This window comes from Commensalibacter sp. W6292M3 (genome assembly GCF_016101315.1).
GTDB lineage: Bacteria > Pseudomonadota > Alphaproteobacteria > Acetobacterales > Acetobacteraceae > Commensalibacter > Commensalibacter melissae.
Genome location: NZ_JACFQT010000002.1, coordinates 38412 through 62338 on the forward strand (window position 1 = coordinate 38412; position 23927 = coordinate 62338).

19 protein-coding genes are annotated in these 23927 nt (G+C 39.7%); 4 read left to right on the forward strand and 15 right to left on the reverse strand.

Annotated features, from left to right (window positions below; all coding sequences use genetic code 11):
• Window positions 1-32: 32 nt before the first annotated feature.
• From H3T57_RS05755 to hpnA, 7 genes are all read right to left on the reverse strand, one after another.
• The gene (locus tag H3T57_RS05755; protein WP_155569656.1) at window positions 33-686 is read right to left on the reverse strand and encodes a hypothetical protein; all 654 of its coding nucleotides are present in this window, start codon (window positions 684-686) and stop codon (window positions 33-35) included.
• Complete coding sequence (gene shc / locus H3T57_RS05760; RefSeq protein ID WP_198193520.1) at window positions 686-2650, reverse strand: squalene--hopene cyclase; 1965 nt, start codon at window positions 2648-2650, stop codon at window positions 686-688. The genes H3T57_RS05755 and shc overlap by 1 nt, the downstream gene beginning before the upstream one ends.
• Before the next feature lie 90 nt (window positions 2651-2740).
• Window positions 2741-4030 (reverse strand): hydroxysqualene dehydroxylase HpnE, encoded by a 1290-nt coding sequence (gene hpnE, locus H3T57_RS05765; protein ID WP_198193521.1) that lies wholly within the window; start codon window positions 4028-4030, stop codon window positions 2741-2743.
• A gap of 11 nt (window positions 4031-4041) precedes the next feature.
• A complete protein-coding gene (gene hpnD, locus H3T57_RS05770) occupies window positions 4042-4920 on the reverse strand; it encodes a presqualene diphosphate synthase HpnD (protein WP_198193522.1) in 879 nt (292 codons plus the stop codon).
• A gap of 128 nt (window positions 4921-5048) precedes the next feature.
• Entirely contained in the window at window positions 5049-5936 is an 888-nt protein-coding gene (locus tag H3T57_RS05775) for a squalene/phytoene synthase family protein (RefSeq protein WP_198193523.1), read from the reverse strand.
• Window positions 5937-5939: 3 nt separating this feature from the next.
• Window positions 5940-7196, reverse strand: coding sequence for a glycosyltransferase (locus H3T57_RS05780; RefSeq protein WP_232349773.1), 1257 nt, complete (start codon window positions 7194-7196; stop codon window positions 5940-5942).
• Window positions 7197-7245: 49 nt separating this feature from the next.
• Window positions 7246-8238, reverse strand: coding sequence for a hopanoid-associated sugar epimerase (hpnA, locus tag H3T57_RS05785; protein WP_198193673.1), 993 nt, complete (start codon window positions 8236-8238; stop codon window positions 7246-7248).
• 156 nt (window positions 8239-8394) lie between these two features.
• On the opposite strand from hpnA, the gene H3T57_RS05790 reads away from it, so the two are divergent.
• From H3T57_RS05790 to H3T57_RS05800, 3 genes are all read left to right on the forward strand, one after another.
• Complete coding sequence (locus tag H3T57_RS05790) at window positions 8395-9447, forward strand: lysylphosphatidylglycerol synthase domain-containing protein (protein WP_158523884.1); 1053 nt, start codon at window positions 8395-8397, stop codon at window positions 9445-9447.
• Between the two features lie 39 nt (window positions 9448-9486).
• Window positions 9487-10389: a prephenate dehydrogenase/arogenate dehydrogenase family protein gene (locus H3T57_RS05795; RefSeq protein ID WP_155566012.1), complete on the forward strand. Its 903-nt coding sequence runs from the start codon at window positions 9487-9489 to the stop codon at window positions 10387-10389.
• Window positions 10390-10474: 85 nt separating this feature from the next.
• Window positions 10475-12094: an ATP-binding protein gene (locus H3T57_RS05800; RefSeq protein WP_198193524.1), complete on the forward strand. Its 1620-nt coding sequence runs from the start codon at window positions 10475-10477 to the stop codon at window positions 12092-12094.
• Between the two features lie 31 nt (window positions 12095-12125).
• Here the strand turns inward: H3T57_RS05800 and pyk are convergent, their stop codons facing one another.
• Window positions 12126-13571 (reverse strand): pyruvate kinase, encoded by a 1446-nt coding sequence (pyk, locus tag H3T57_RS05805; RefSeq protein ID WP_198193525.1) that lies wholly within the window; start codon window positions 13569-13571, stop codon window positions 12126-12128.
• Between the two features lie 88 nt (window positions 13572-13659).
• On the reverse strand, window positions 13660-14340 hold the full coding sequence (locus tag H3T57_RS05810; RefSeq protein WP_198193526.1) for an SH3 domain-containing protein: 681 nt from the start codon (window positions 14338-14340) through the stop codon (window positions 13660-13662).
• Between the two features lie 451 nt (window positions 14341-14791).
• Here H3T57_RS05810 and H3T57_RS05815 point away from each other — a divergent pair, with 451 nt between their 5' ends.
• On the forward strand, window positions 14792-15322 hold the full coding sequence (locus tag H3T57_RS05815; RefSeq protein WP_198193527.1) for a DUF2939 domain-containing protein: 531 nt from the start codon (window positions 14792-14794) through the stop codon (window positions 15320-15322).
• A gap of 11 nt (window positions 15323-15333) precedes the next feature.
• Here H3T57_RS05815 and H3T57_RS05820 read toward each other — a convergent pair whose 3' ends face one another.
• The 6 genes from H3T57_RS05820 to zapE form a co-directional block, all read right to left on the reverse strand.
• Window positions 15334-15561 (reverse strand): DUF3126 family protein, encoded by a 228-nt coding sequence (locus H3T57_RS05820; protein ID WP_198193528.1) that lies wholly within the window; start codon window positions 15559-15561, stop codon window positions 15334-15336.
• 92 nt (window positions 15562-15653) lie between these two features.
• Window positions 15654-16664, reverse strand: coding sequence for a L,D-transpeptidase (locus H3T57_RS05825; protein ID WP_198193529.1), 1011 nt, complete (start codon window positions 16662-16664; stop codon window positions 15654-15656).
• A gap of 82 nt (window positions 16665-16746) precedes the next feature.
• Entirely contained in the window at window positions 16747-18471 is a 1725-nt protein-coding gene (gene lpdA / locus H3T57_RS05830; protein ID WP_155566019.1) for a dihydrolipoyl dehydrogenase, read from the reverse strand.
• Between the two features lie 45 nt (window positions 18472-18516).
• Window positions 18517-19722 (reverse strand): 2-oxoglutarate dehydrogenase complex dihydrolipoyllysine-residue succinyltransferase, encoded by a 1206-nt coding sequence (odhB, locus tag H3T57_RS05835; protein WP_155567373.1) that lies wholly within the window; start codon window positions 19720-19722, stop codon window positions 18517-18519.
• Window positions 19723-19766: 44 nt separating this feature from the next.
• Window positions 19767-22622 (reverse strand): 2-oxoglutarate dehydrogenase E1 component, encoded by a 2856-nt coding sequence (locus tag H3T57_RS05840; protein ID WP_198193530.1) that lies wholly within the window; start codon window positions 22620-22622, stop codon window positions 19767-19769.
• A gap of 134 nt (window positions 22623-22756) precedes the next feature.
• Entirely contained in the window at window positions 22757-23860 is a 1104-nt protein-coding gene (gene zapE / locus H3T57_RS05845; protein ID WP_198193531.1) for a cell division protein ZapE, read from the reverse strand.
• Window positions 23861-23927: the final 67 nt, after the last annotated feature.

Genomic DNA, 23927 nt, shown 5'->3' on the forward strand with positions numbered 1-23927 from the left:
TAACAGGGATTTCACATATTATACAATATTTTCTAATGAAAATTGGCAAGATACCGTTTTAAATGCCAGTATGCTCGAGCCATATCCATACCCACGCCAAACAAATCCTTAATCTGGAATGGACAGGTTAACAGACTTCCGGCAATCCTGGAAAAATTCAACTTACCATCCTGTGTCAAGACTGAAGAAACAAGAGGTGGAAGATTCCGACTTGCCGTATCGCATACAACACGTAAAACAGCAAACGGAATATGTTTCTCCTGAGCAAACTGCGCAACCAGACCACTTTCCATATCAACTGCCAAACAGGCCGAATCTTTAAAAAGCCTTTCTTTTTTTTGGGCAGAGGTCACAATTTCATTGCTATGCAATAAACTTCCGAGCTTGACTTCTGATTTTTCCGCCCCCAACCAGGTCCTTAATTCGGCATCCGCATGATATTCCCTATTCTCGGCAACTACACTATGCGACAATAATATTGTACCTGCCTTAATAACGGGATCCAAACCGGCAGCAAATCCAAAAGATACGATTGAATCAATTTTTTCCACCGACAATCGCTCAAGGGCCTTTTTTGCACCCAGATAGGTAGCCCCGCTCGTTTCAACAGCAGCGGGAGCTAAAGTTGAGGCTAATCTTGCCTCAAAATCCATTCCAACCAAAATACCAAGGCGGTTGTATATCATTAAAACCCAACCTCGACTTTTCCACTGTTACTCGCTTGAAGATTGCGAAAACGTGATAAGGCCAATAAAGGAAAAAACTGTTTATATCCATGATAACGAAGATAAAACACTTTTGGAAACCCCACGGCATTATAAGGATTTTCTTCCCAGTGACCATTTTCTTTCTGGGCGCTCATCAGCCAGGCCATCCCTTTTTGCACCGCTGGGTGTTTGACTTGTCCCGCTGCCATTAATCCGAGTAATGCCCAGGCAGTCTGAGAAGGCATGCCTTGATTATAAACGCCTTTTGGCGCATCCTCATAGGAGGCTTCATCTTCACCCCATCCTCCCTCTGGTCTCTGTACATAAAGTAACCATTTAACCGCACGTTTTACCATTGGATCTTCATGAGAAACTCCAGCTGCATTTAAGGCGCATAAAACCGACCATGTTCCATAAATATAATTCGTTCCCCAACGCCCGAACCAGCAACCTGCATCTTCCTGTTCAGAACGTAAATATTGAATTGCCTTATCGATTACCGCTTTATCTTCGGGATAATTAAGCTGTGCCAGGAAAGAAACACAACGCGCCGTTACATCAGCCGTAGGAGGATCCAGCAACGCGCCATGATCAGCAAAAGGGATATGATTCAGGATCATTTTATTATTGTCGATATCAAAGGCCCCCCAACCACCATTCGAGCTCTGCATGCCAATTATCCACTGACGGGCACGTTCAATTGATTCGGCATGATCCGGATCACCATCACGATGTAGCAACATACCGACAACAGCCGTATCATCAACATCTGGATAATAATCATTTCTGTATTGAAATGCCCATCCTCCAGGAGCTGTTTCGGAAGAGTTAATAATCCAGTCTCCCTTTACATCCAAAATCTGGCGATCTTTCAGCCATTTCAAACTTTTCGCCAATTTTTGTGAGGTTACCTCTCGATCCACTGCTCGATTATGACTTATGGTTTCAATTACGGCATGTCCAGTCAAGGCAGTATCCCAAATAGGTGAAACACAAGGTTGACAATAGGCTTCTGTATCCGACTCAATCAATAATTTTTTCACAGAACGCCAGGCAATCGCAACGCGTGGATCATCATCGGCAATTCCCAACGCATGATATGCCATCACAGAATTTGCCATGGCTGGGTAAATTGCTCCCAGCCCATCTTCTCCATTCAATCGTTCATCAACGAATTCCAATGCTTTCTGAATGGATTTTTTTCGTAAAACAGATGGAATATATTTTTCAGCAGGTCTTACAACTTTATCCAGTCCTTTAAAGACATGTCCCCAATAAGACCGGAACGGACCCTTAATCCAATCGCTGACCTGATCAGGCGGAGTTACAAATAATTCCTGAATATGAATACTACGAGGGTTAATCGCCTTGGGTTTCAAAGCGGCCAGAATCAATAAAGGAACAACAACTGTTCTGGACCAATATGACATATTCCAAATGGAAAACAATGCTTTCTTGGGCATCAGCATCAATTCAATCGGCATTGCAGGAGTGGCATGCCATGGAACCTCACCAAACAACGCCATTTGAATACGTGTGAAAACATTGGTTCTTTCCGCACCGCCATGCGCAAGAATGGCCTCTCTGGCACGTTTCATATGGGGTGCATCAATATCATCCCCAATAGCCTTTAAAGCAAAATAAGCCTTTACGGAAGCCGAAAGATCAAATTTTCCTTGATAATAAAGAGGCCATCCACCATGATCCCCTTGGATACGGCGCAAGTAAACGCCAATTTTATTTTCCAAATCCCGGTCTATACGATTCAGAAAATGTTCCAACAATACATATTCAGCAGGGATAGTTGCATCCGCCTCCAGTTCAAATACCCAATGTCCATCTTCATTCTGATGTTCAGTTAGTACATGCTGTGCTCGAGAAATTGCTGCGTCCAAATCGTCATTATCTATTCCCTTTCCCAAATCACCAGTATGATCTAGCATAATTGAATATTTCCTTATTTTATTATAAATAAACCATTACTATTTGAATTTTGATAAAAAATCTAACCTTAATTATCCCGAGTTTATAAGCTATAAAATCGCCTGAGCCGCCTTATATCCCGAACGGATAGCCCCCTCAATTGTTGAGGGAAGACCTGTAGCGGTCCAGTCTCCTGCCAAAAACAGGTTTGGACATATCGTATAACAGGAAGGACGACGTTTATTTTGTTCTATCGTTGCGGCAAAACTGGCCCTTTTTTCCCACAACAGACGATAGGACGGCACGTCTTCAGGCAAAGGGGAAAAAAGGAAAGGTTCAAGAGTTTTCCTGATTTCCTGCCAAATTAATTTTGATAAATTTTCAGGATCGGACCCCGTAAAACGATTGGCGGCACTTACAGTTACCGAAATCACCCCGTCTTTAACAAAAATCCATTCACTTATTCCACCAATAACACCGATAAACCTTGCCTTTTCGACACTCCCCTTCATTTGCAAGGCAAAATCAACTTTATAATGAAGATTCAATATACTTTCAAATTCATCTGGCAAGGGAATGTCAGGTAAAATCGGAGATAAAACCTGTCTTGCCGTATAAGGATTAACCGCAAGAATAACCTGGTCCTCTGAATTAAGTTCTATTTTTTCATTATTCACGGTAAAATAATCAATATATCCGTCTTTCCGATGCAATTCAGAAAGACGGGATGTCGCATGAACTTTGCCCCCTTGCAATTTTATCAGAGATAAAGCCGGTTTTACAAAGGTTTCTGACAATCCCTCCCTTGGGAAATAGGGAACACAGGCCTTTCCTCCCTTTAGCAAAGACTGACGCACAACAGAACCCAGTAAAATTGCGCTACCAACCTCACAAGAAGTATTCAAAACAGAAATGGCAAACGGTTTCAGAAGACGGCGGGAAAATTCACCATTTACCAAACAATCGGCAACAGTTTGACTATGATTGGCCTTAATTAAATGCCACAAAGCCATCAATTCTGGAAATTTAAAACCTGGAACCCGACGGTTTTTACTAAATAGCCACCAAGGGAATCTTCCATTTGATAAACTAACATCCCAATGTTTGTTTTCATCAAGATCAAAAAAGGGAAATAGGGGAATTCCTGAACTGGTCAGACTATTCATGGAATCTATTTTGTTCAAATAATCAAAAACGGCATCATTTCCAGAAAGAATTAAATGATTACCGTTATCGATCAAACGATCCAATTTTGAATCATAAAAAGAACGGGCCCGCCCACCAAATGTTGGACTTCCTTCATAAAGCGCGATTTGCGCATCTGTCCTTGAAGATAAAAAGACAGCGGCAGACAAGCCAGCCAGCCCCCCACCAATAATATGAATATGTTTCTTTGCCATATTATTGAACGCTATACCATCATCAATCCAACCATACCAACAATAACTTTTTCCCCTGTCGATAAGGATGCTCTTTTAAAAGGTTTTTTCCACCCCAATTTTTTTTGTTTACCCAATAAAAAGCGATAAGTAGCTGCCATAATTTTTGCAGGCCGAATGGCATCAACTTTACATTGTTTCATATAGTTCGCAGCAGAATGAAAATGATCCAAGGCACGATATGACATAATATTGCAAACTTCTTGAATTGAGGGATTCTGCATACATCGTTCAGGAATCAGGGAAATATGAAAACGTTCCAACAATTCTTTCGGTAAATACAAGCGCCCTCGTTCGATATCTTCCTCTAGATCGCGCAAAATATTTGTTATCTGTAGTGCCCGGCCCAAATGATAAGCGACTTTTTCAGCCGCTTCTGATGAATCCCCAAAAATCCGGATTGCCAAACGACCCACTGCCGAAGCAACCCGATCACAATACAAATCGAGATTGGCTTCATCAGGAGCAATAACAGGATTTAATACATCCATTTCCATACCATCAATAATGGCAAGAAAATCTTCTTTCCTCAATCCGAACTGTTGAATTGAGCCCAGCAACACATTCTCAACGGAACCATCAGCCTTTCCATTATACAGAAGCTCAATTTTATCGCGCCATTTCTGCAATTGTTTCTGTTTAACCTCAGGTTCACCCATATCGTCCGCAATATCGTCAACAATGCGACAAAAACTGTACAAAGCGAACATACCGTAACGACGCTCAGGAGATAACATTTTCATGCCTGCGGCAAAAGATGTCTTGGCATGACGAACGATTGCCTCGACAAAGATCAAATCAAGCTCGCTACATCCCATTATCTGTGCAGTTTCAGCTAGTGGCTTTTGCATAATTTGATCGGACCTTTCCATAGTTAAAAATAAATTAAGACAGTTTTAAGCAAGAAAACAAAAATTAGCAAATTAAATAATAGGATAATCTATTACCCTATATCAATAATTTATCTTTTTCAGGACTATTATCTTAAAATATGTGGACAAGCATATAGAACAGCCTTGATCGCATCCTTATAATTCAGTTTCACTCTTGTTGCCAATGGATCCTCTTTTCTCAAATGCTCAGTCAAGGAACATGCAAGCGTAAGAATTACAGAACTTTCCATTCTTAACCGTCGATTGGACGTCAATCGTATTAATTGTTCGGCTTCCCTGTTTAAATCATCAATATAGTCAAGAATATAATCAAATACATTCCTTAATCCGCTTATTGTTCCCTCGTCTTTAACCGCCTGCACATCAACATTTTCTGCACGCAGCATATCCAACGGGATATAACAGCGATCAAGACGAATGAGGTCAGCCCTACAATCCTGCAAATGATTAAGAATTTGTAAAGAGGTGCATAACGCATCTGCAGCTGGCCTTGTATCAGCATTTTCCTTATGAAGATCAAGTAGATAATGACCAACAGGATTGGCAGAATATCGACAATATTCGAGAAGCTCGGCAAAAGTTTCATACCTATTTTTTACTGCATCCTGACGAAATGCAATCAATAAATCCGTTGCAGTGTCAAAAGATACACCCGTTTCCAACAAACTGTTACGTAAATATCTTGCAGACTGGACATCAGCCCGATCGGGTGCCGGCACATCATCACATAAAACAGCCTGCATTCCATTCAATCGTTTAACTTTTTCTTCCGAACTTAACATTTCGGAATCAGCGATATCATCAATAACCCTTGCGAAATTATAATATGCCTGTACATGAGGTCTCAATTTACGGCTAATCAATAAAGATCCTACAGGAAAATTCTCATCTTTTGCCCCCTTGCCAGAAGAAACATCTTCATTCCCCCAAATTGAAAAATCATACAGATCACAATGATTATTCACTGAACGCATAAATTAATCCTTCTGTTTTGCATTTTTGTGCCCATTCCGTACTGAAACCAGATCTCCTAAACCCATACCGGTTTCCTGTTCATGAGCTGTACCGGAATTGTCTGTATAAGCCCTGCCTTTCCAGACCATTCCCTTCCCCCGGTAATAATTAATTGCTGAACCAATTGTCGCAAACAAATAGAACAAAGCAATAAATGGTAAAACCAAAATCCATAAATAGGAAATTTGAAAACGAGATAAGGTCGGAACAAATGACAAAATTGACATCATATAGGTGATAAATGCCAGTTGCTGCACACGCCCCTGGGAAAAAGCAACCTGTATAAAAGGCGTGAACCAAATCAGCGTCATCAAGATAATGGTTACTATTAACCAAACCAATGAATAATTCAACTGAACATAAGCAGAACGTGCAATCATGTTCCAAATGGATTCAACAGATTCATAAGGCCTTAATGAAACAGCTTGAGAACTATGTCCCAGATAAATTTTTCCGCAATTTCTTTTAACCAAAGACGCCAAGGTTACATCATCAATCAATGCATCTTTTAACGCTGCAATACCACCAATCCGATCCAAGGCCTCTTTTCGAATCAAAACTGTTCCGCCTGCCCCTGCCGCAACAGTGCTCGAAGCTTTATTCACCCTTGAAAAGGGATAAAGCATACAAAAGAAAAAAATAAAGGCAGGAATCAAGGCTTTTTCAAAAAAACTTTCACAACGAAGCTTTACCATTTCGGATACTAAATTCAAATTATCTCGTAAAGCCTTATTTACCAAAGAGGAAAGATGAGTCGGTTCATGAAAAATATCGGCATCAGTAAAAAAGAAAAAAGAATTTTTCATTGACCTCTGTTGGGTAACTTTTGTTATTCCTTGTGACAAGGCCCACAATTTACCACTCCATCCATCGGGACGAAAAGATGCATCAACAATTTGTAGTTTTTCACGTTGATCTTCCGACAAGGTCTCCCTCAGTTTCCTGACCAGTGTTCCGGTTCCATCAGTACTTCCATCATTAACCAATGTAACATCATACCGTCCAGCATAATCCTGATTTAACAAGGATAAAATGACGTTCTCGATTGTTTCCGCCTCATCACGCGCTGGGACAATAACATGCAATTCTGGCCAACAATCCTGCTTCTTTTGCTCTTCCCGGGATAGAGGATATAAAATCGGTCCCCTACTCCAAAAACGACCATGAAAAAAAATCAATCCTATCCAGATTGCAAAAGAAACACCTGCCAATACTAACATAATATTGCACCATTTATATTCATCTTAAATTTCAAGTCTTTAAATTATTTTATTGTTTAAGATATCCTTGCTTCCAAAACCATAACAGGGAATCTTTCAAGGCCTCTTTTGCAGGCCTGAATGTATAACCGAGTTCCCTTTCTGCCTTGGCAGGAGAGAAAAACATTTTTTTATAAGACATCATCAGCATTTCACGCGTAACCCGTGGCTCTATATTGAATGTACGAGCCAACCACTCTGAAATAACAGCTACCGGCCACAAAACCTTCTGATTAAGTCTTATTAAGGGAGGTTTTACACCAGCAATTTCAGCGACAATTGAAAAGAGTTCCCGTAATAACATATTTTCACCACCTAAAATATATTTTTCACCAATACATCCTTTTTCCAAAGCCAACCGATGCCCATTGGCAACATCATCAACATGCACAATATTCAAGCCTGTATCAACATAAGCGGGCATTTTTCCAGAGGCACAGTCCAAAATCATTTTTCCCGTAGGAGTGGGTTTTATATCGCCAGGACCAATGGGGGTAGAGGGATTAACAATCACCGCCGGCAATTTTTTGTTTTTTACAAGCTCCAACACAGCCTGTTCAGCCTGATATTTGGACTGTTTATAAGCACCAATTATATGATGAACAGGTGTTGTTTCATCAGCAACACTGCCGTCCCCAACCAATCCAAGGGCTGCCACAGAAGAACAGTAAACAATTTTTTCAATGCCGGCTTCCATTGCGGCCAGCATCAACTGACGTGTGCCTTCGACATTAATATGCATCATTCTGTTTGGATCCGGTACCCATAACCGGTAATCAGCTGCCACATGAAAAAGATATCGACACCCTTGCAACGCATCGGCAAAACTTTTGGGATTAGCCAGATCCCCCTCGACCAATTCAGCCTCTAATCCCTGCACATTTTGACGATTACTATTCGCCCGAACCAATAATTTAAGTTGATGTCCATGGGCAATTAAATTGCGGGCTACGGCAGAACCTACAAAGCCTGTTGCTCCTGTCACAAACGTTGGCGCGACCATCTCGACCTCATTCATCATGTTTATATTTTTTAAGTTTTGCAAATCAATAACTAAGATACGTAGGAACGTGTATTGTAATTAGCTCTATTTCTAACTAGTATGCAAATAATTTAATAATATAAAATAACTTTCTAATAAAATAACATACGGTTTGTTTTGAAAAAAATCTCAATTATTTTGTTCTTTCTCGGACTTACCCTTCTCATTGGCGGAGCTGTCTGGGTTGGTATGGACAGTATTGTTCAATCTTTTTCCTCGGTGGGAATAAAAGGATTACTCATTCTTTCTTCATGGCAGGTTATTGTCATTCTTTTACTAAGTTATGCCTGGCATGTCATCTGTCCTGATATAGGCATGCTGCGCTTGATATGGGCCCGTTTCTTACGGGAATCTGCGGCAACCTGTCTACCTTTTTCACAAGTCGGCGGAATTCTTTTAAGTATCCGCGCCGTATGTTTTAAAGGTTACCGTTATATTAAAAACCCTAAAGATCTTTCAATTGCCCATGCCGTCAGCTCGAATATCGTTGATATTACCACCGAGACACTTGGACAAATTGTTTTTATCATTGTTGGCATATGCTTCCTGATAATTGGACAATATCATGAGACCTTACAAAATATTACCGTTCCCGGCACCAAACTCAATCTTAAATGGTTTATCATCATTGGAATTTTTTTTCTGTTGATAGGCAGCATTTCCCTTATTTGGTCCCAACGACAAGGAAGCGCCTTAATTAAAAAACTTGTCAATTTTCTCAGCAAAAATATTGCCCAACAATGGGAGGATCAAGTTAATGCCAATGCAGATTCCTTTCAAAATTCAATCAATCAAATCTGGTCGAATCCAAAAAATGTTCTGTTAAGCTGTATTATCCATTTAATAGGCTGGTTGGCTGGTGCAGTTGGAACATGGCTTTGTTATAAATTCCTGGGAGCTTCAATCAACATTCAGGAGGCCGTTATTATCGAGGCTTTTGTATGTGTTGCCCTTTCCATCGGGTTTCTTGTTCCCGCTAGTGTTGGTATACAAGAAGGCGCATACGTTCTTTTAGGCAGTATATTTGGCATTGATCCCCATTTATCCTTCAGCCTCTCTCTCTTGCGCAGGGCCAGAGATATTTTAATTGGGGTGCCAACCCTTCTATTATGGCAAATTACTGAAATTCATTATTTGAATAAATATTCAAAAAATAAAAAAAATTGTTGATCCCTCTTCTGAATAATTTCAAGTAAACAAATTAACATTATGACCAATAAAATTACATCAATTCCAATTTTTAAAAATATCACCGTCATTGGCCCGGGATTAATCGGTTCTTCAATTCTTCGACGCATTCAAAAAGATCCCACTATTTCAGAATATACGGTTGCTGTTGATAATCACCCTGAAGTTTGTCATCGCGTTAAGAAATTAAAAATCGCCAACAAAGTCAGTTCAGACCCTGTTGAGTCAGTTAAAAATGCAGATTGCGTCATCCTCGCAATACCTGTTGGTGCCATGCAAGAAGTTGCCAAACAAATTATTCCACATATGAAAAAAGGAGCCATTCTTACCGATACAGGATCCACCAAGGCTTCTGTCATCGCCGCCATTACTCCCTATCTAACTTCTGATATTTCCTTTGTTCCAGCACATCCCATGGCCGGAACAGAATTTTCCGGTCCTGATGCTGGTTTTGAATCTCTGTTTGAAAATCGTTGGTGCCTGATAACGCCCACCACCTCAACCGGAAAAGAAAGCGTTTATAAGATCGAGCGATTCTGGCAGGCCATGGGGGCGAATACGCGCATTCTTGATATAAGACATCATGATAAAATCTGCGCAATTGTAAGTCATTTGCCACATCTACTTGCCTTTACTATCTGCAATACAGCAGATAGTCTGGCCGATGAAACACGTTCCGAGGTATTGGATTACGCGGCGTCCGGATTTAGGGATTTTACACGGATTGCAGCATCTGATCCAATTATGTGGAAGGATATTTTTCTCAATAACCGTGAAGCCATTCTGGAAATGCTGGCTCGCTTTACCGAAGATGCCCAGGCAATGGCAAAAGCGATTCGCTGGCAAGATGAGGACTATATTGTAAAAACAATTAAAAAAGGACGGGAAATTCGTAAATCCCTTATCAATAATAAGCAAGCATAATCATTTTATTGGTCTTATTCATTAAGATATCTTATTTTAATTTATCGGCTTTTTCCTCAGCACCCTAAAATAAGATAATCATAAAATGAACGTATTGCCATCAAAACTCCCATCGATTCAAAAACTGATGAATACATTTGAATGGAAACACACAACGCTGGGAGAACAAAAAAATTGGCCGTCCACATTACATACAACAATTTCCCTGTTAATGAATTCTTCACTTCCCATGATTCTTTTTTGGGGAGAAAAATATATCACGTTTTATAATGAAGCCTACATTCCCTTTATTGATTTTAAACATCCTGCCCTTTTAGGGCGTCCTCTACTGGAGGTTTGGCCAGAACAGAACAAGAATTTCAATAAAATCATCAAACTTGTTTATCAAGGAGAATCCTTCAGTTACACATTTCAACAGCAGCACGCCAAAAATTCATCCTCTCATCCCTTACAAAAAATTACCATTACCTTTAATCCTGTTCATAATGAACATAATAAAATAAGCGGTATCCTTGGAATCATTACAAATATAACTGATCACAAAAAACCAGAAACAGAATCAATCGAGCATTTAATCGGTGGCATAGCTCATGATTTCAACACTCTACTTGGTGGAATAATTGGAAATCTGGAATTAATGGAATTGAGAATTCAACAAAAAAAACTGGAAAAATTACCCACTTATATCAATGCTGCCCAACAAGCGGCATCCCAAGCCTCAGTCATTACAAATCAGCTTCTTTCCTTCTCAAGAAGGCAAACTCTCATTCCGCACGTTACGAACCCCAATCACATCATTCAAATTCTGACTGATGTTTTTCAAAACATACTTCATAAGAATTCAGATAAAACCATTTTTCTTGATTGTTCTTTGAGTCAAGATATTTGGCCTGTTTTTTGCGATCCAGAACAATTTAAAACCGCACTGATCAATATTTTTACAAATGCTTGTGAAGCGATACAATCCCTGACAGGAAGAATAAATATATCCAGTAAAAATTCATCTATTGACCATACTCTTGCCAATCAGCTTTCCATTAAACCTGATGACTACGTAAAAATAAGTATAAAGGATAATGGTAAAGGCATCAAGCCTGAATATATTGACCGTGTTACAGATCCCTTTTTTACAACCAAACCCTTGGGAAAAAGAGCCGGACTCGGCCTTTCAATGGCTTATGGTTTTACCAGACAGTCACGCGGATACTTAAAGCTGCATTCCAGGTATATGGAAGGCACTATTATTGATTTATATCTTCCACGATATCGACGCCCTTTGGTTGTGGAAAATTTTTTCACAAATGATACCCGGCAATTATGCTATAAAACATTAATTATTTCACAAGATTACCATCTTCGTACACTTTTAGGCGAGGCATTTGAAGATCTTGGTTATATAGCGACCATGGTTAAAACTTATCCAGAGGCGACAACATTACTAAACAATAGCTCAAATTTCGATTTTATCACTATTGATACCAGGATATTACAGCAATTCAACAATCAAAATATAATTTCAACACTTCACAACAATTATCCAGATCTACTAATTCTTTTCATTACCGGTTATGAAAAGAACTTTGTAAATTTATCTAATTTTACAGACGAGAAAAATTTTATTATTCGACAACCGATAACATATTCTCTTCTTGCCGATCAAATTGAAACAATAAAAAAAATACGAGAAAAGAAATTCCCGTATTAAAAAATGGAATTATTTTATTTTTATTAAAATACTAGTTGATTTCCGTAACACGAATCAAATTCGTGCTGCCTGTCTGACCAAAAGGAACACCAGCAACAACAACAATTTGGTCGCCCTTTTTGACAATATTGTGTTCTTGCGTCGTTTTACGGGCTTCATCAACAATATGTTCAACAGTACAAGAAGGTATACAAGCCTCATTTGTTGTACATGGATGAATACCCCAAACCAATGCCAATCTACGAGCCACTTCAACACTTGGCGTTAGACTGAAAATCATACTGTTTGGACGTTCTCTCGACATGCGCAGGGCAGTTGTTCCCTTATGCGTATAGGCAACAACAGCGGGTGCAGACAAAGTCGCACAAATTTTCTGGGCAGCAGCAACAATAGCATCAGCAATATTACGTTGAGGCTGTTCACGCGTGGCTTCCATTAATTTTGTCCACTCTTTATCTTTTTCAACCCGTGTAATAATACGGTTCATAATGGAAACTGCTTCTTTCGGATATTGACCTGCCGCACTTTCAGCAGACAACATGACCGCATCAGCGCCCTCCAATACAGCAGTTGCAACATCAGAAGCTTCAGCACGGGTAGGTGTTGGTGATGAAATCATGCTTTCCAACATCTGAGTGGCCACAATCACTGGTTTACCAAGACTGCGTGCCTTGCGAATAATCTGAATTTGAACCAGGGGCACCTCTTCAGGAGGCATTTCAACACCAAGATCACCACGGGCAACCATTACACCATCCGTAACTTCAAGAATTGAATCAAGATTTTCAATTGCTTGTGGTTTTTCCATTTTGGTAATAATCCAGGCTCTACCATTGGAAATAGCCTTGGCTTCCTGAACATCCTCTGGACGCTGAACAAAGGAAAGCCCAATAAAATCAACACCCAGATCCAATGCAAAACGTAAATCTTTATGATCTTTTTCTGTCAATGCTGGAATGGGCAAAACCATATCAGGAACATTCACACCTTTATGATCAGATAAAACACCGCCGACGGTAACTTCGGTTTCCAAATAATCTGCACCAACATTCCGAACCGTTAAACGTAACTTACCGTCATCAAGCAATAATCTTGCCCCTGGCTTTGCACTTTGGATAATCTCTTTGTGAGGTAAACAGACACGATGTTCATCACCTAATGCCGGATCTAAATCTAAACGAAAAATTGCTCCATTTTTTAGAGTAACCTTACCATTTACAAAATTCCCTACGCGCAGTTTAGGTCCCTGAATATCGGCCAAAATACCAATAACCTTACCTGTTTCCTCTTCGATTTCACGGATAATACGATATCGTTCTGCATGATCCTCATGTGTACCATGGGAAAAATTCAAACGAAAAACATCAACCCCGGCCAAAAATAAAGCCTTGATCATTTCTTTTGTTGAGGAAGCAGGTCCCAAAGTTGATACAATTTTTGCCCGACGATCTCTTAAGATTAATGATTTATCTTTCATAATATTAGTTCCTTACATTTTTAATTGTGAATTCAAACGTATCAAATTTGAATTCTTTATTCCTATATATCATTATTCAATAAGAAAATTAATGAGGTTGGATAATTTCCTGGGGAAGCAAGCCCCAGATATTTGATCTTGGTATCCATCCTATATAGGTATTAATTTTAACTTTACACCAACTGGCGTTGGGTTGGCATTCTTTTATACTTCCAACAACTCCGGGTTTCAAAATCGCAACTGGATCAGCCGACTCTTGTGGAACAGTCCTTACAATAACACCCTGACCCGATAATTGGGAATTTTGTGTTTTGGATACATATTCTGAAATATAGCTGTCTGTGCTTTTTACTTCTGATTTCTCTTTTGTTTCATCTTGTAATTTATCTTTATCATCCATGATACTGAGCGGCATTCCAGTTGTAATGAAAAAACGCTCTCTGGATAAAATAGCCTGCTGGATCCATCCTTTTTGTCCATCCACGTCCTCAATAAGACGCCAGACATCAAATTCCCTAAGAATTTTTACTGGCATATGACGTCTGTGATAAATCATGATAATAGGATAACGGGTTCCAGGACCTGCTCGCATGTTCACCACATCCGCACGTAAAGAAAGAAAATGAGGAATAGGCAAACCTGTTACAGAACCCTTTTCTGGTTCCTGAGAAGGAATGCTGCTTGCAGCAGGGATTGCGGCCGCTGAAGCGGTTGCGACTCCCACTGCTGTTCCAGCTGCAGCTGTGCCCCCCCCCTCATTATTATTCACAGATTGAGTCTGAGAGTTTTCCTGTATATGAACCTTTTTTTTCTTGTGAGAAACTGGGGGGCTTTTTTTCCTGATACTTTTTTTATGAACAAGCTGTTTATGCTGATTTTTTTCCTGAGTAAAAGCGGTCGTGGAAAAACATAAAATATTTAAACAAAATATTGATATAAAAAATGAAATGTATAAAAAACAATTTAAGCTTTTTTTAATAAGATGATCTAAAAAACCGCATTGCATTTTATCTTGTCTTTCAAATATAAATCAAGGGATCAAATCGTTACTATAATATAAAATAATAATTATGTTATAATATCAATGCCTTCTTTTAAAAAGGCAAGAGACATATTACCATAAATCTTATTCAAACAGGTTAAATAACAAGAATATGACTTTTTTATACATATCCCAAAAAAAATATAGAAAAAATCTGTTTTTATATATGAAATGGTTAATGGTTATAATTGTATTATGTACGATATACATTGCCTATCCGTATTTGACCCTATGGTCAATTTCTAAGGCGATACAGACCCACGATACTAAATATCTAACCAAAAGTTTGAACTGGCATTCTATTCAAGATCACTTAAAAAAATATCTCACTCAGGATTTTCACGGCCCTTCAAAAGAAGACCTAGATGAATTACCGGATTTTGGAACGTCTTTTGCGACTGAAGCGGTAAGTAATGCTATTGATCATCATATCAATCACAATAGTTTACATGTTTTACTTGATTATATATCCCCGCCTACATTGCCATCATCCTCTTCTTTGAAAAATAAGAAGAATGCATTACAAATTTATATGTCGAGCCATATCTATTTTTCTTCGCCTTTTACAATGCACGCAAGAATTATAATTCCTGGTGAAAACATGCCACCCTTAAGCCTGACAATGAAATTACAAAGATGGCGTTGGAAAATTACAAACATATCTTTACCTGATCAGGTTATTGCCCAACTTTTCCAACAGAATAAATAGACTAGTTCTGATTATACAAGATCTTCTTCTAATATTGTCATTGAGATCGCATAAGAAATTTCACCTTCATCCTCATCACGATAAACTGTTCCAATTGACTCAAGTGTTTTTCCCTCTTGAATACATAATTCAACAGGCTGTCCCTGACGTTTAGGCAAAATAACCTTCAAATTGTTATTTCCTAATTTTTTCTGTAAATATGACTGTAATAACTTGCCTTCTTTTTCAGTAATATTCATAGACTTTCCTTATCTTGAAATCGAAAATTGAAAATGATTCCATATTAGTTAACCAACCCTTTACCAAATTACCAGTTCTTTATTTGAAATTATCATTTAATTTTCTCTGAAGAATCAACAACAACCAACAGGTCACCAGCAATTGGTGTAACCTGGCGATTTCTAGATAAAATAGCTTCAAACCGTTTATTCTGTTTTGCGGCCTGCTCATATAAAACATCTATGATACCATAATGATCTATAAAACGGTTCATATGGGCAGAAATACGAACGCATCCTTCAGATGCAGAATTGCCCAGTCTTGGTTCCAAATATACAGGATCTGTTGCATGCATTTCCAACCGAATCTGACCTTTTACATGATTAGGCAACCACCCTTTTTCGGCCCATTGCCAACCAAAATCCCATACTCGCATTCCTTTCGTTCCGTTACCACGAATCCCTAATTTATTCTTGGTACCCAACGCGCGATATCCCAACCTTTCCGTAGTATTCATGAATACACCTGTCGGTGTGACATAATATAATTTACGTCCTTTTTTTCCTGTAGATACATGTCCTCCCCCAAATGCCATCCATTTATCCGTGCCTTGAGGAAACGCCAGCACAAAACATAAAGCTTGAACCTTGGGATTGCGATCAACCACAACTAAAATCTGCGCCCGTTTCAAGAGAATACCTGATTTTTCAACTTCTTTTTTAGCCAGTCTAATCCATTCCATATTTTGTTTATTGCTATAAATTCGTGCACGGGGAACATTCTTGCTTAATAAACGCTGAAGCCTTCTGGCCTCTAAATAGGCCTTTTCCGGCGCAAGGACTGGTAAAGGAGATAAAGTGACAAAATGATTATTACCAAAGATCGAGAATTTATTTTCAAACTGAGTATAATCAATATGACATTGATTTTCTGTCAGACTTGAAAAACAGTCATATATAATTGGAGAAAAATCACGATCATCAATTGGACAATAATAATGTCGTCTTAAAGAGTTCAATTGATCAGTAACATTGAAAGAGGAGAGAGATGTTTTAGCAAAAGGCTGCATAATAAAGATTAAAGAGCACAATAATATGCAAACCCTTAATCGATAAAGCTTCATCCTCTCTCCTTATTATGTAAAATATTACAATTATTCATTAATTATATATAATATTTTACAAATAAAAACAGAATAATTTAGTTTACATATGGATTGCCTGGTTCTGTGTTGCCAAGGCCGCCTCTTTAACCGCTTCGGACAAGGTAGGATGTGCATGACAAGTCAAGGCAATATCTTCGGCAGAAGCACCAAAAGCCATTGCCAATACAGCTTCTGCAATCATTTCACTGCAATTTGGACCAATCATATGAACACCCAAAATTCTGTTGGTATGTTTATCGGCCAGAATTTTTACAAAACCGTCTGTTTTACCCATTGCACGGGCACGACCATTAGCGCTGAATGGAAATTTGCCAACCGTATAGGCTACATTTTCTTTTTTCAATACTTCTTCTGTTTTACCAACCATGGCAACCTCAGGTTCTGTATAAACAACACCTGGAACAAGGTTGTAATCAACATGCGGCTTTTTACCTGCAATAAATTCTATAGCTGCCACACCATCCTCTTCTGCTTTATGCGCCAACATTGGACCAGCTATCACGTCTCCAATCGCATAAATACCCGGAATATTGGTTTGGAATTGAGCGTCTGTTTTAATTCTTCCCCTTTCATCCAATTCCACACCAATTTTATCTAGTCCCAGACCTGCAGTTACAGGACGGCGACCAACTGCCATCAAGACTACATCTGCCTCAAGAGTTTCCTGATTCCCTCCTTGAGCGGCTTCAATTGCGATCTTAAGCTGTCCATTCATCTTGTCAATTTTACTAACTTTATGAGACAGTTTCAGTTCAAAACCTTGCTTGATCAAAAGACGGGCTAATGTAGATGAAATTTCCTGATCAAAACCAGGCACCAACCGATCAAAGTATTCAACCACAGTAACCCTGGCACCTAAACGTTTCCAAACACTTCCAAGTTCAACCCCGATCACACCACCACCAATAACGACCATATGACGAGGTATTTCAGAAAGAGCCAAGGCTCCTGTTGAACTTACAACCTGTTTTTCATCAATTTCAATTCCCGGCAATCCTGCCGTCTCACTGCCAGTTGCAATGATAATGGAACGCGCGCTAATCTCTTGCCCATTAACGGAAACTTTTCCTGCGGCAACAATGGTTGCCTCGCCCTCAATACGCGTTACCTTATTCTTTTTGAATAAGAACTCGATTCCATTAACATTCGCCTCAACGACTGACTGTTTGTGCTCCTGCATTTTTTTCAGATCAACTGAGACATTCTTAACAACAACCCCCAATTTTTCAAATTGATGTCGGGCAGCTTCATATTGCTCGGAAGCATATAGTAAAGCTTTTGAAGGGATGCAGCCAACATTCAAGCATGTTCCACCCAATGTTTTCCGTTTTTCTACACATGCGACTTTCATGCCCAGTTGTGCGGCACGAATGGCGGCAACATATCCTCCTGGTCCCGCACCAATTACAAGAACATCATAATCATATTCACTTGCTGGCGCGGAAGCGTCAACTGGTTTTTGTTCAGGATTTGAGCCCGAAACAGATGACACTCTTGTATCATTTCTTGTGACTGTTTCACCTTTCCCCAATGGTTCCAATGTCACCAATAATGCACCTACTGAAACCTCACTGCCCGCTTCGACAACATGTTTGCCGACAATTCCCGCAGAAGGGGCCGGCACTTCAACATTTACTTTATCCGTTTCAAGCTCAACAATCGCCTCATCCGCAGCAACTTGATCTCCTGGCTGTTTCAACCATTTTGAAACAACAGCAGATGTTATACTTTCCCCCAAAACAGGTACGACAATATTTATGGTCATGTTTTTTACCTTTCCTATCCTTTATAATAAATTTCACACGACCCCTTAAACATCCAACAACAAGCGTTCTGGATTTTCAATACGTTCCTTGATATGAACCAAGAAACTGACCGCTTCCTTACCATCCACGATACGATGGTCATAAGAAAGAGCAAGATACATCATTGGACGGATAACAACCTGTCCATTGACTGCAACTGGACGCTCTTTGATCGCGTGCATCCCCAGAATTCCTGATTGCGGCATATTTAAAATTGGGGTGGACATCAGAGAACCGTAAATTCCCCCATTTGTAATCGAGAAGGTACCCCCTGAAAGGTCAGCTAATTTCAGCGTATTACTGCGTGCACGTTTTGCAAAATCAATGATCTGCCCCTCAATCTGAGCAAAACTCATTTGATCCGCATCTTTGAGCACGGGAACAACCAGCCCATTTGGGCCACCAACCGCAATTCCCATATTCACAAAATGACGATAGATAATATCTTCACCATCAATTTGTGCATTGATTGCAGGATATTCCTGAAGGGCAGATACAGTTGCCTTTACAAAAAAAGACATAAATCCCAAACGGCTACCTTCATGTTTCTTATTGAAGGCTTCCTTATACAGGGTCCGCATATTTATGACGGCAGACATGTCAACCTCATTAAAGGTCGTCAACATTGCCGCTGTTTCCTGTGCTTCTTTAAGGCGACGTGCAACCGTACGACGTAACCGGGTCATTTTGACACGCTCTTCACGAGGATCATCCTGACGGGGTACAACAGGACCAGATGCCTTGGCCGGATTTTCTTTTTGATCCAGAAATTGTACCACATCATCCCGTGTAATCCGGCCACCCCGTCCCGTACCAGCCACCTGATCAACCGTAATATTTTTTTCTTCCATCATTTTACGGGCAGCCGGCATTGAAGCTGGCTTATTACCAGCAGCCACTGAAACCGAGGGTTCTTCCTGTTTAGCATCCTGTACAGACACACTTTTGGATTGAGCCGATTCAATAACCGAAGCCCCATCCTCCAATACAGTCAATAAGGTCCCAACACTGACCTCCTGCCCTTCTTGTACCAGCTGTGCACCCATCACACCTGTTTTAGGCGAAGGAACCTCTACACTTACCTTATCTGTTTCAAGCTCTACAATCGCTTCATCCATATTCACAACCTCACCAGGTTTTTTTAACCACCTGGCAACAGTGGCCGTACTGATACTTTCGCCTAATTGCGGTACTTTAATTTCAATGGACATATTTGTTTTTCCTAATTAAATCTTATTATTTCTCAATATAGTTCTTATAAATTCAAGGCTTGTTTAACCAATTGTTCCTGACCTGCCTTATAAACAGACATCAATCCTGCCGCAGGACTTGCCTGAGCCGTACGCCCGGCATATTCAATTTTGATTGGACTATTTTTAACCGTTTGCACAATCGCTTCAATCTTACCAGAAATAAACTGCCATGCCCCCATGTTCTGAGGTTCTTCCTGGCACCATACAAATTCCTGTGCCCCAGAATATGATTGTATCAATTTCTTAACAATATCGATTGGGAATGGATATAATTGTTCGACACGAACCAAAGCCACATCATTTTTCTTGGCTTCACGACGAGCTGTCAACAAATCGTAATAAACCTTACCTGAACAGAATACAACTCGTTTGACTTTTTGACGATTTACAGAGGCATCTATTTCATCAATAACTTGTAAAAATTCTGTTTTATCCGCAAATTCTGCCAATGTTGATTGTGCAAGAGGATGTCTTAATAAAGATTTCGGGGACATGACAACCAACGGTTGACGATAATTCCGTTTCAACTGCCGACGCAAGGCATGAAAATAGTTTGCGGGAGTTGTAAAATTACAAACCTGCATATTTTCCTCTGCACATAGCTGCAAGTAACGTTCAAGTCGGGCAGATGAATGTTCGGCCCCTTGTCCTTCCTGGGCATGTGGCAATAAAAGCACCAACCCCGATTGCTGGAGCCATTTACTTTCAGCAGCCGAAACAAACTGGTCAATGATAATCTGTGCGCCATTGGCAAAATCACCGAATTGCGCCTCCCACAAGACCAAGGCATTTGCATTTTCACAAGAATAACCGTATTCAAATCCCAGAACCGCAAATTCAGACAGCAATGAATTATAGATGTCCAATTTCGCTTGATCAGTGGCAATATGATTTAAAGGAATATAAGGTTGCTGCGTCTTCTGATCAAACAGCATTGCATTACGATGACTGAATGTACCCCGTTGACAGTCTTCGCCGGAAAGACGAACCGGATGCCCCTCCAATAAAAGGCTACCAAAGGCCAAGGCTTCACCAGTCGCCCAGTCAAACCCTTTTCCTGTTTCAAACATTTTGGCCTTAGCTTCAAGTTGACGAACCAATTTCGGATGGCAATTAAACCCTGTTTGGTATGAGCTAATCGCTTTACCAATCCGCTTTAAATCATCAATTGAAACTGCAGTGGAAAAATCTTTACGATTTTTTCCACGCCATTGCATTTTTTTCCAGTCACCTTTTAACCATTCTGGAGTTCCGGGATGATAATTATCAGCCTCTTCATAGGATTTTTGTAAATAATTCTGGAAATCAGACCAATATTTTTCCGTTTCTACAGCAGAAATCACTCCTTCATCTTGTAATTTCGCTGCATAAAGCTGATAAATATCCTTATGTTTATGAACAGCCTGATACATGATTGGCTGGGTAAATGTCGGTTCATCCGTTTCATTATGTCCAAATCGACGATAACAGACAATGTCAACAACGATATCTGTTGCAAAACGTTCCCGATAATCAACGGCAAGCCGCATGACTGAAACAACAGCCTCAGGATCATCCCCGTTGACATGAATGACGGGAGCTTTAGCAACTTTAGCGACATCCGTACAATAATATCCAGAATGTCCATATTCTGTAGATGTGGTAAATCCAATCTGGTTATTTGTAACAACGTGAATTGTCCCGTTTGTTTTATATCCGGGAAGCCTGGACATGGCAAAATTTTCATAAACCACACCCTGTCCGGCAAAGGCAGCATCACCATGCATTAAAACAGCCAGATGTTTCTGACCATTAGCATCTTGCATGGCACGAACCCTTCCCTCTACAACAGGATCAGCCGCCTCAAGATGGGACGGGTTAAATTCCAGGACAAGATCGACATCCTTTCCATTCATTTGAACCTGTTTTCGATATCCAAGATGGTATTTCACATCTCCAACACCAGGAATATCGTCAGATTTATAAGATTTTCCTGCAAATTCACTAAATAAGGCAGGAAAAGACTTGCCAACGATATTGGTTAAAACATTTAAACGTCCACGATGTGCCATGCCCATCGCCACAGATTGAATATCATAATTTGCTACTGCATGTCGAATAAGGGTACGTAAGGCAGGAATAAGTGATTCCCCGCCATCCAATCCAAACCGCTTTACACCAACGTAACGTTTTTGACAAAAAGTTTCAAACCCTACAGCCTCTGCAAGTTCCTGTAAGATTGTTTTCTTATCATCCGCATTCAGCACATGGTTTTTCTGGCTTTCAACCTTTTCACGAAACCATTGCTGTTGTTCACTATTTTGCAGATATGTATATTCCCAGGCAATTGAACTGCAATAAATCCGCCTTAATACAGGAATGACTTCACCAAGAGTATGAATTTCACCTGGAAGGAAATTCTTAGTAACATCTCCCATAAAAACTGGGCGATCCAAATCCTCTTTTTTAAATCCATAAGTTTCAGGATTTAATTCCTTGCACTCTGTAGGCTTATGAATGGACAAGGGATCCAATACAGCATTAAAATGACCAAAGCTTCGATACGCATTTATAAGCTCTACGGCTCGCAGACTGTCATTCGCGGCCTGATAAAGTTGTTTGGCCGTTACTTTTCCCTCTTTCGTCAAAGCGGGCTTGTCATCGGGCTCCAATTCAATTTTTACAGGTTTGCGAGGGGCCCATGAAGGTCCCCTTACATCATCCATTACAACTGTCTTATCATCATTCATCGCAGAAAAAATCTGTGCAAATGACGGGTCAACACTATTAGCGTCCTGCCTCCACTTTGCATATAATTCCGCAAGATACGCAGCATTCGATCCACTGAATACACTGGCAATTTGATCAGCAATCGCCATAATATTTCCCCTTAATTATTTCTACTAAAAACTCACTATTCAGAGTTTAATTTACCTATTAATATAACAAGTGCACCTATAAGCCACTTCAATTTTTCTTTAACAAATGTCAGAAAACCTTTACTCTCGAATGCCTATTTTGTCCAATCTAGACTTTGCATTTCATACAAACGTGAAACAGTACGCTCAAAAAAAGCCGCCCTATTTTCCTCAGGATAAATATGCTCCCAATCCGTCTCCGCAGATGCATAGAGAATTGTATGCCGTTCGTACAATACATCAATCAAAGTGGTAAACCGTTCAATTACATTCATATTTTCAGGGTTAAATATCGGTATGTTATCAATAATCAACACTTCATATTTTTGAGCCAAAACCAAATAATCACCAGCTCCCAGTGCCGCATCACATAATTGTTCAAATTGAAACCGGGCCACCTTTCCTGCTGCGCAAGGTATAATAAATTGACGTCCCATAACGGTTAAGATTGTCTTTTCGCCCTCTTTGCCACCTGATTCCTGTAGGAATACTTTATCTAGAACAGCATGGTTTTCCGGATTACAGCCGATCAACCATTTGGTTTCAATTTCCTTGCGACCCAATCGATAGTCATGTGCCGAACATAATTCAAGTTCAATCATATTTTGTGATAATAAAGCAATAAACGGCTTGAAAGCATCAGCTCCCGGTCTGTTTTGAAATAAATCCCTGATATGAACATTCGAAGTGGCAACAATGATAACTCCTAATTTAAAAAGATATTCAAACAGTCGTCCCAATATCATTGCATCAGCTATATCATTGACTTGAAATTCATCGAAACAAAGCAACCATGTCTTTTCGACAATTTCCTCAGCCAGTTTTGGAATGGGGTCCTCACCCTTTGGATACTGTATTTCCAACGCATGAAATTTCTTATGCACTTCCTGCATGAAAACATGAAAATGTGTTCTCATCTTTTTTTCAACAGGGGCCTGACTGTAAAATAAATCCATCAACATTGATTTACCTCTACCAACAGGCCCTACAAGATATATACCCTTGGGTTTTACAATAGGCTTTTTCCACAATTTTTTAAATGAATTCAAAAGCCCGCCAACGTTAGTCTGTTCTGGCACATAATCAGACAATTCAACACAAAGATGATCCAGTCGATCTGCAATTTGTTCCTGTGCCTTGTCTGGTTTAAGCTCACCATTCTTTACTTTTTGTGCATACAACACATTTAAACGACTCATAAATAATAAAAACCTGGTTAACAATTAGTATTAAAGACCTTTTAAATTATTTCTAAGAAGAACATAG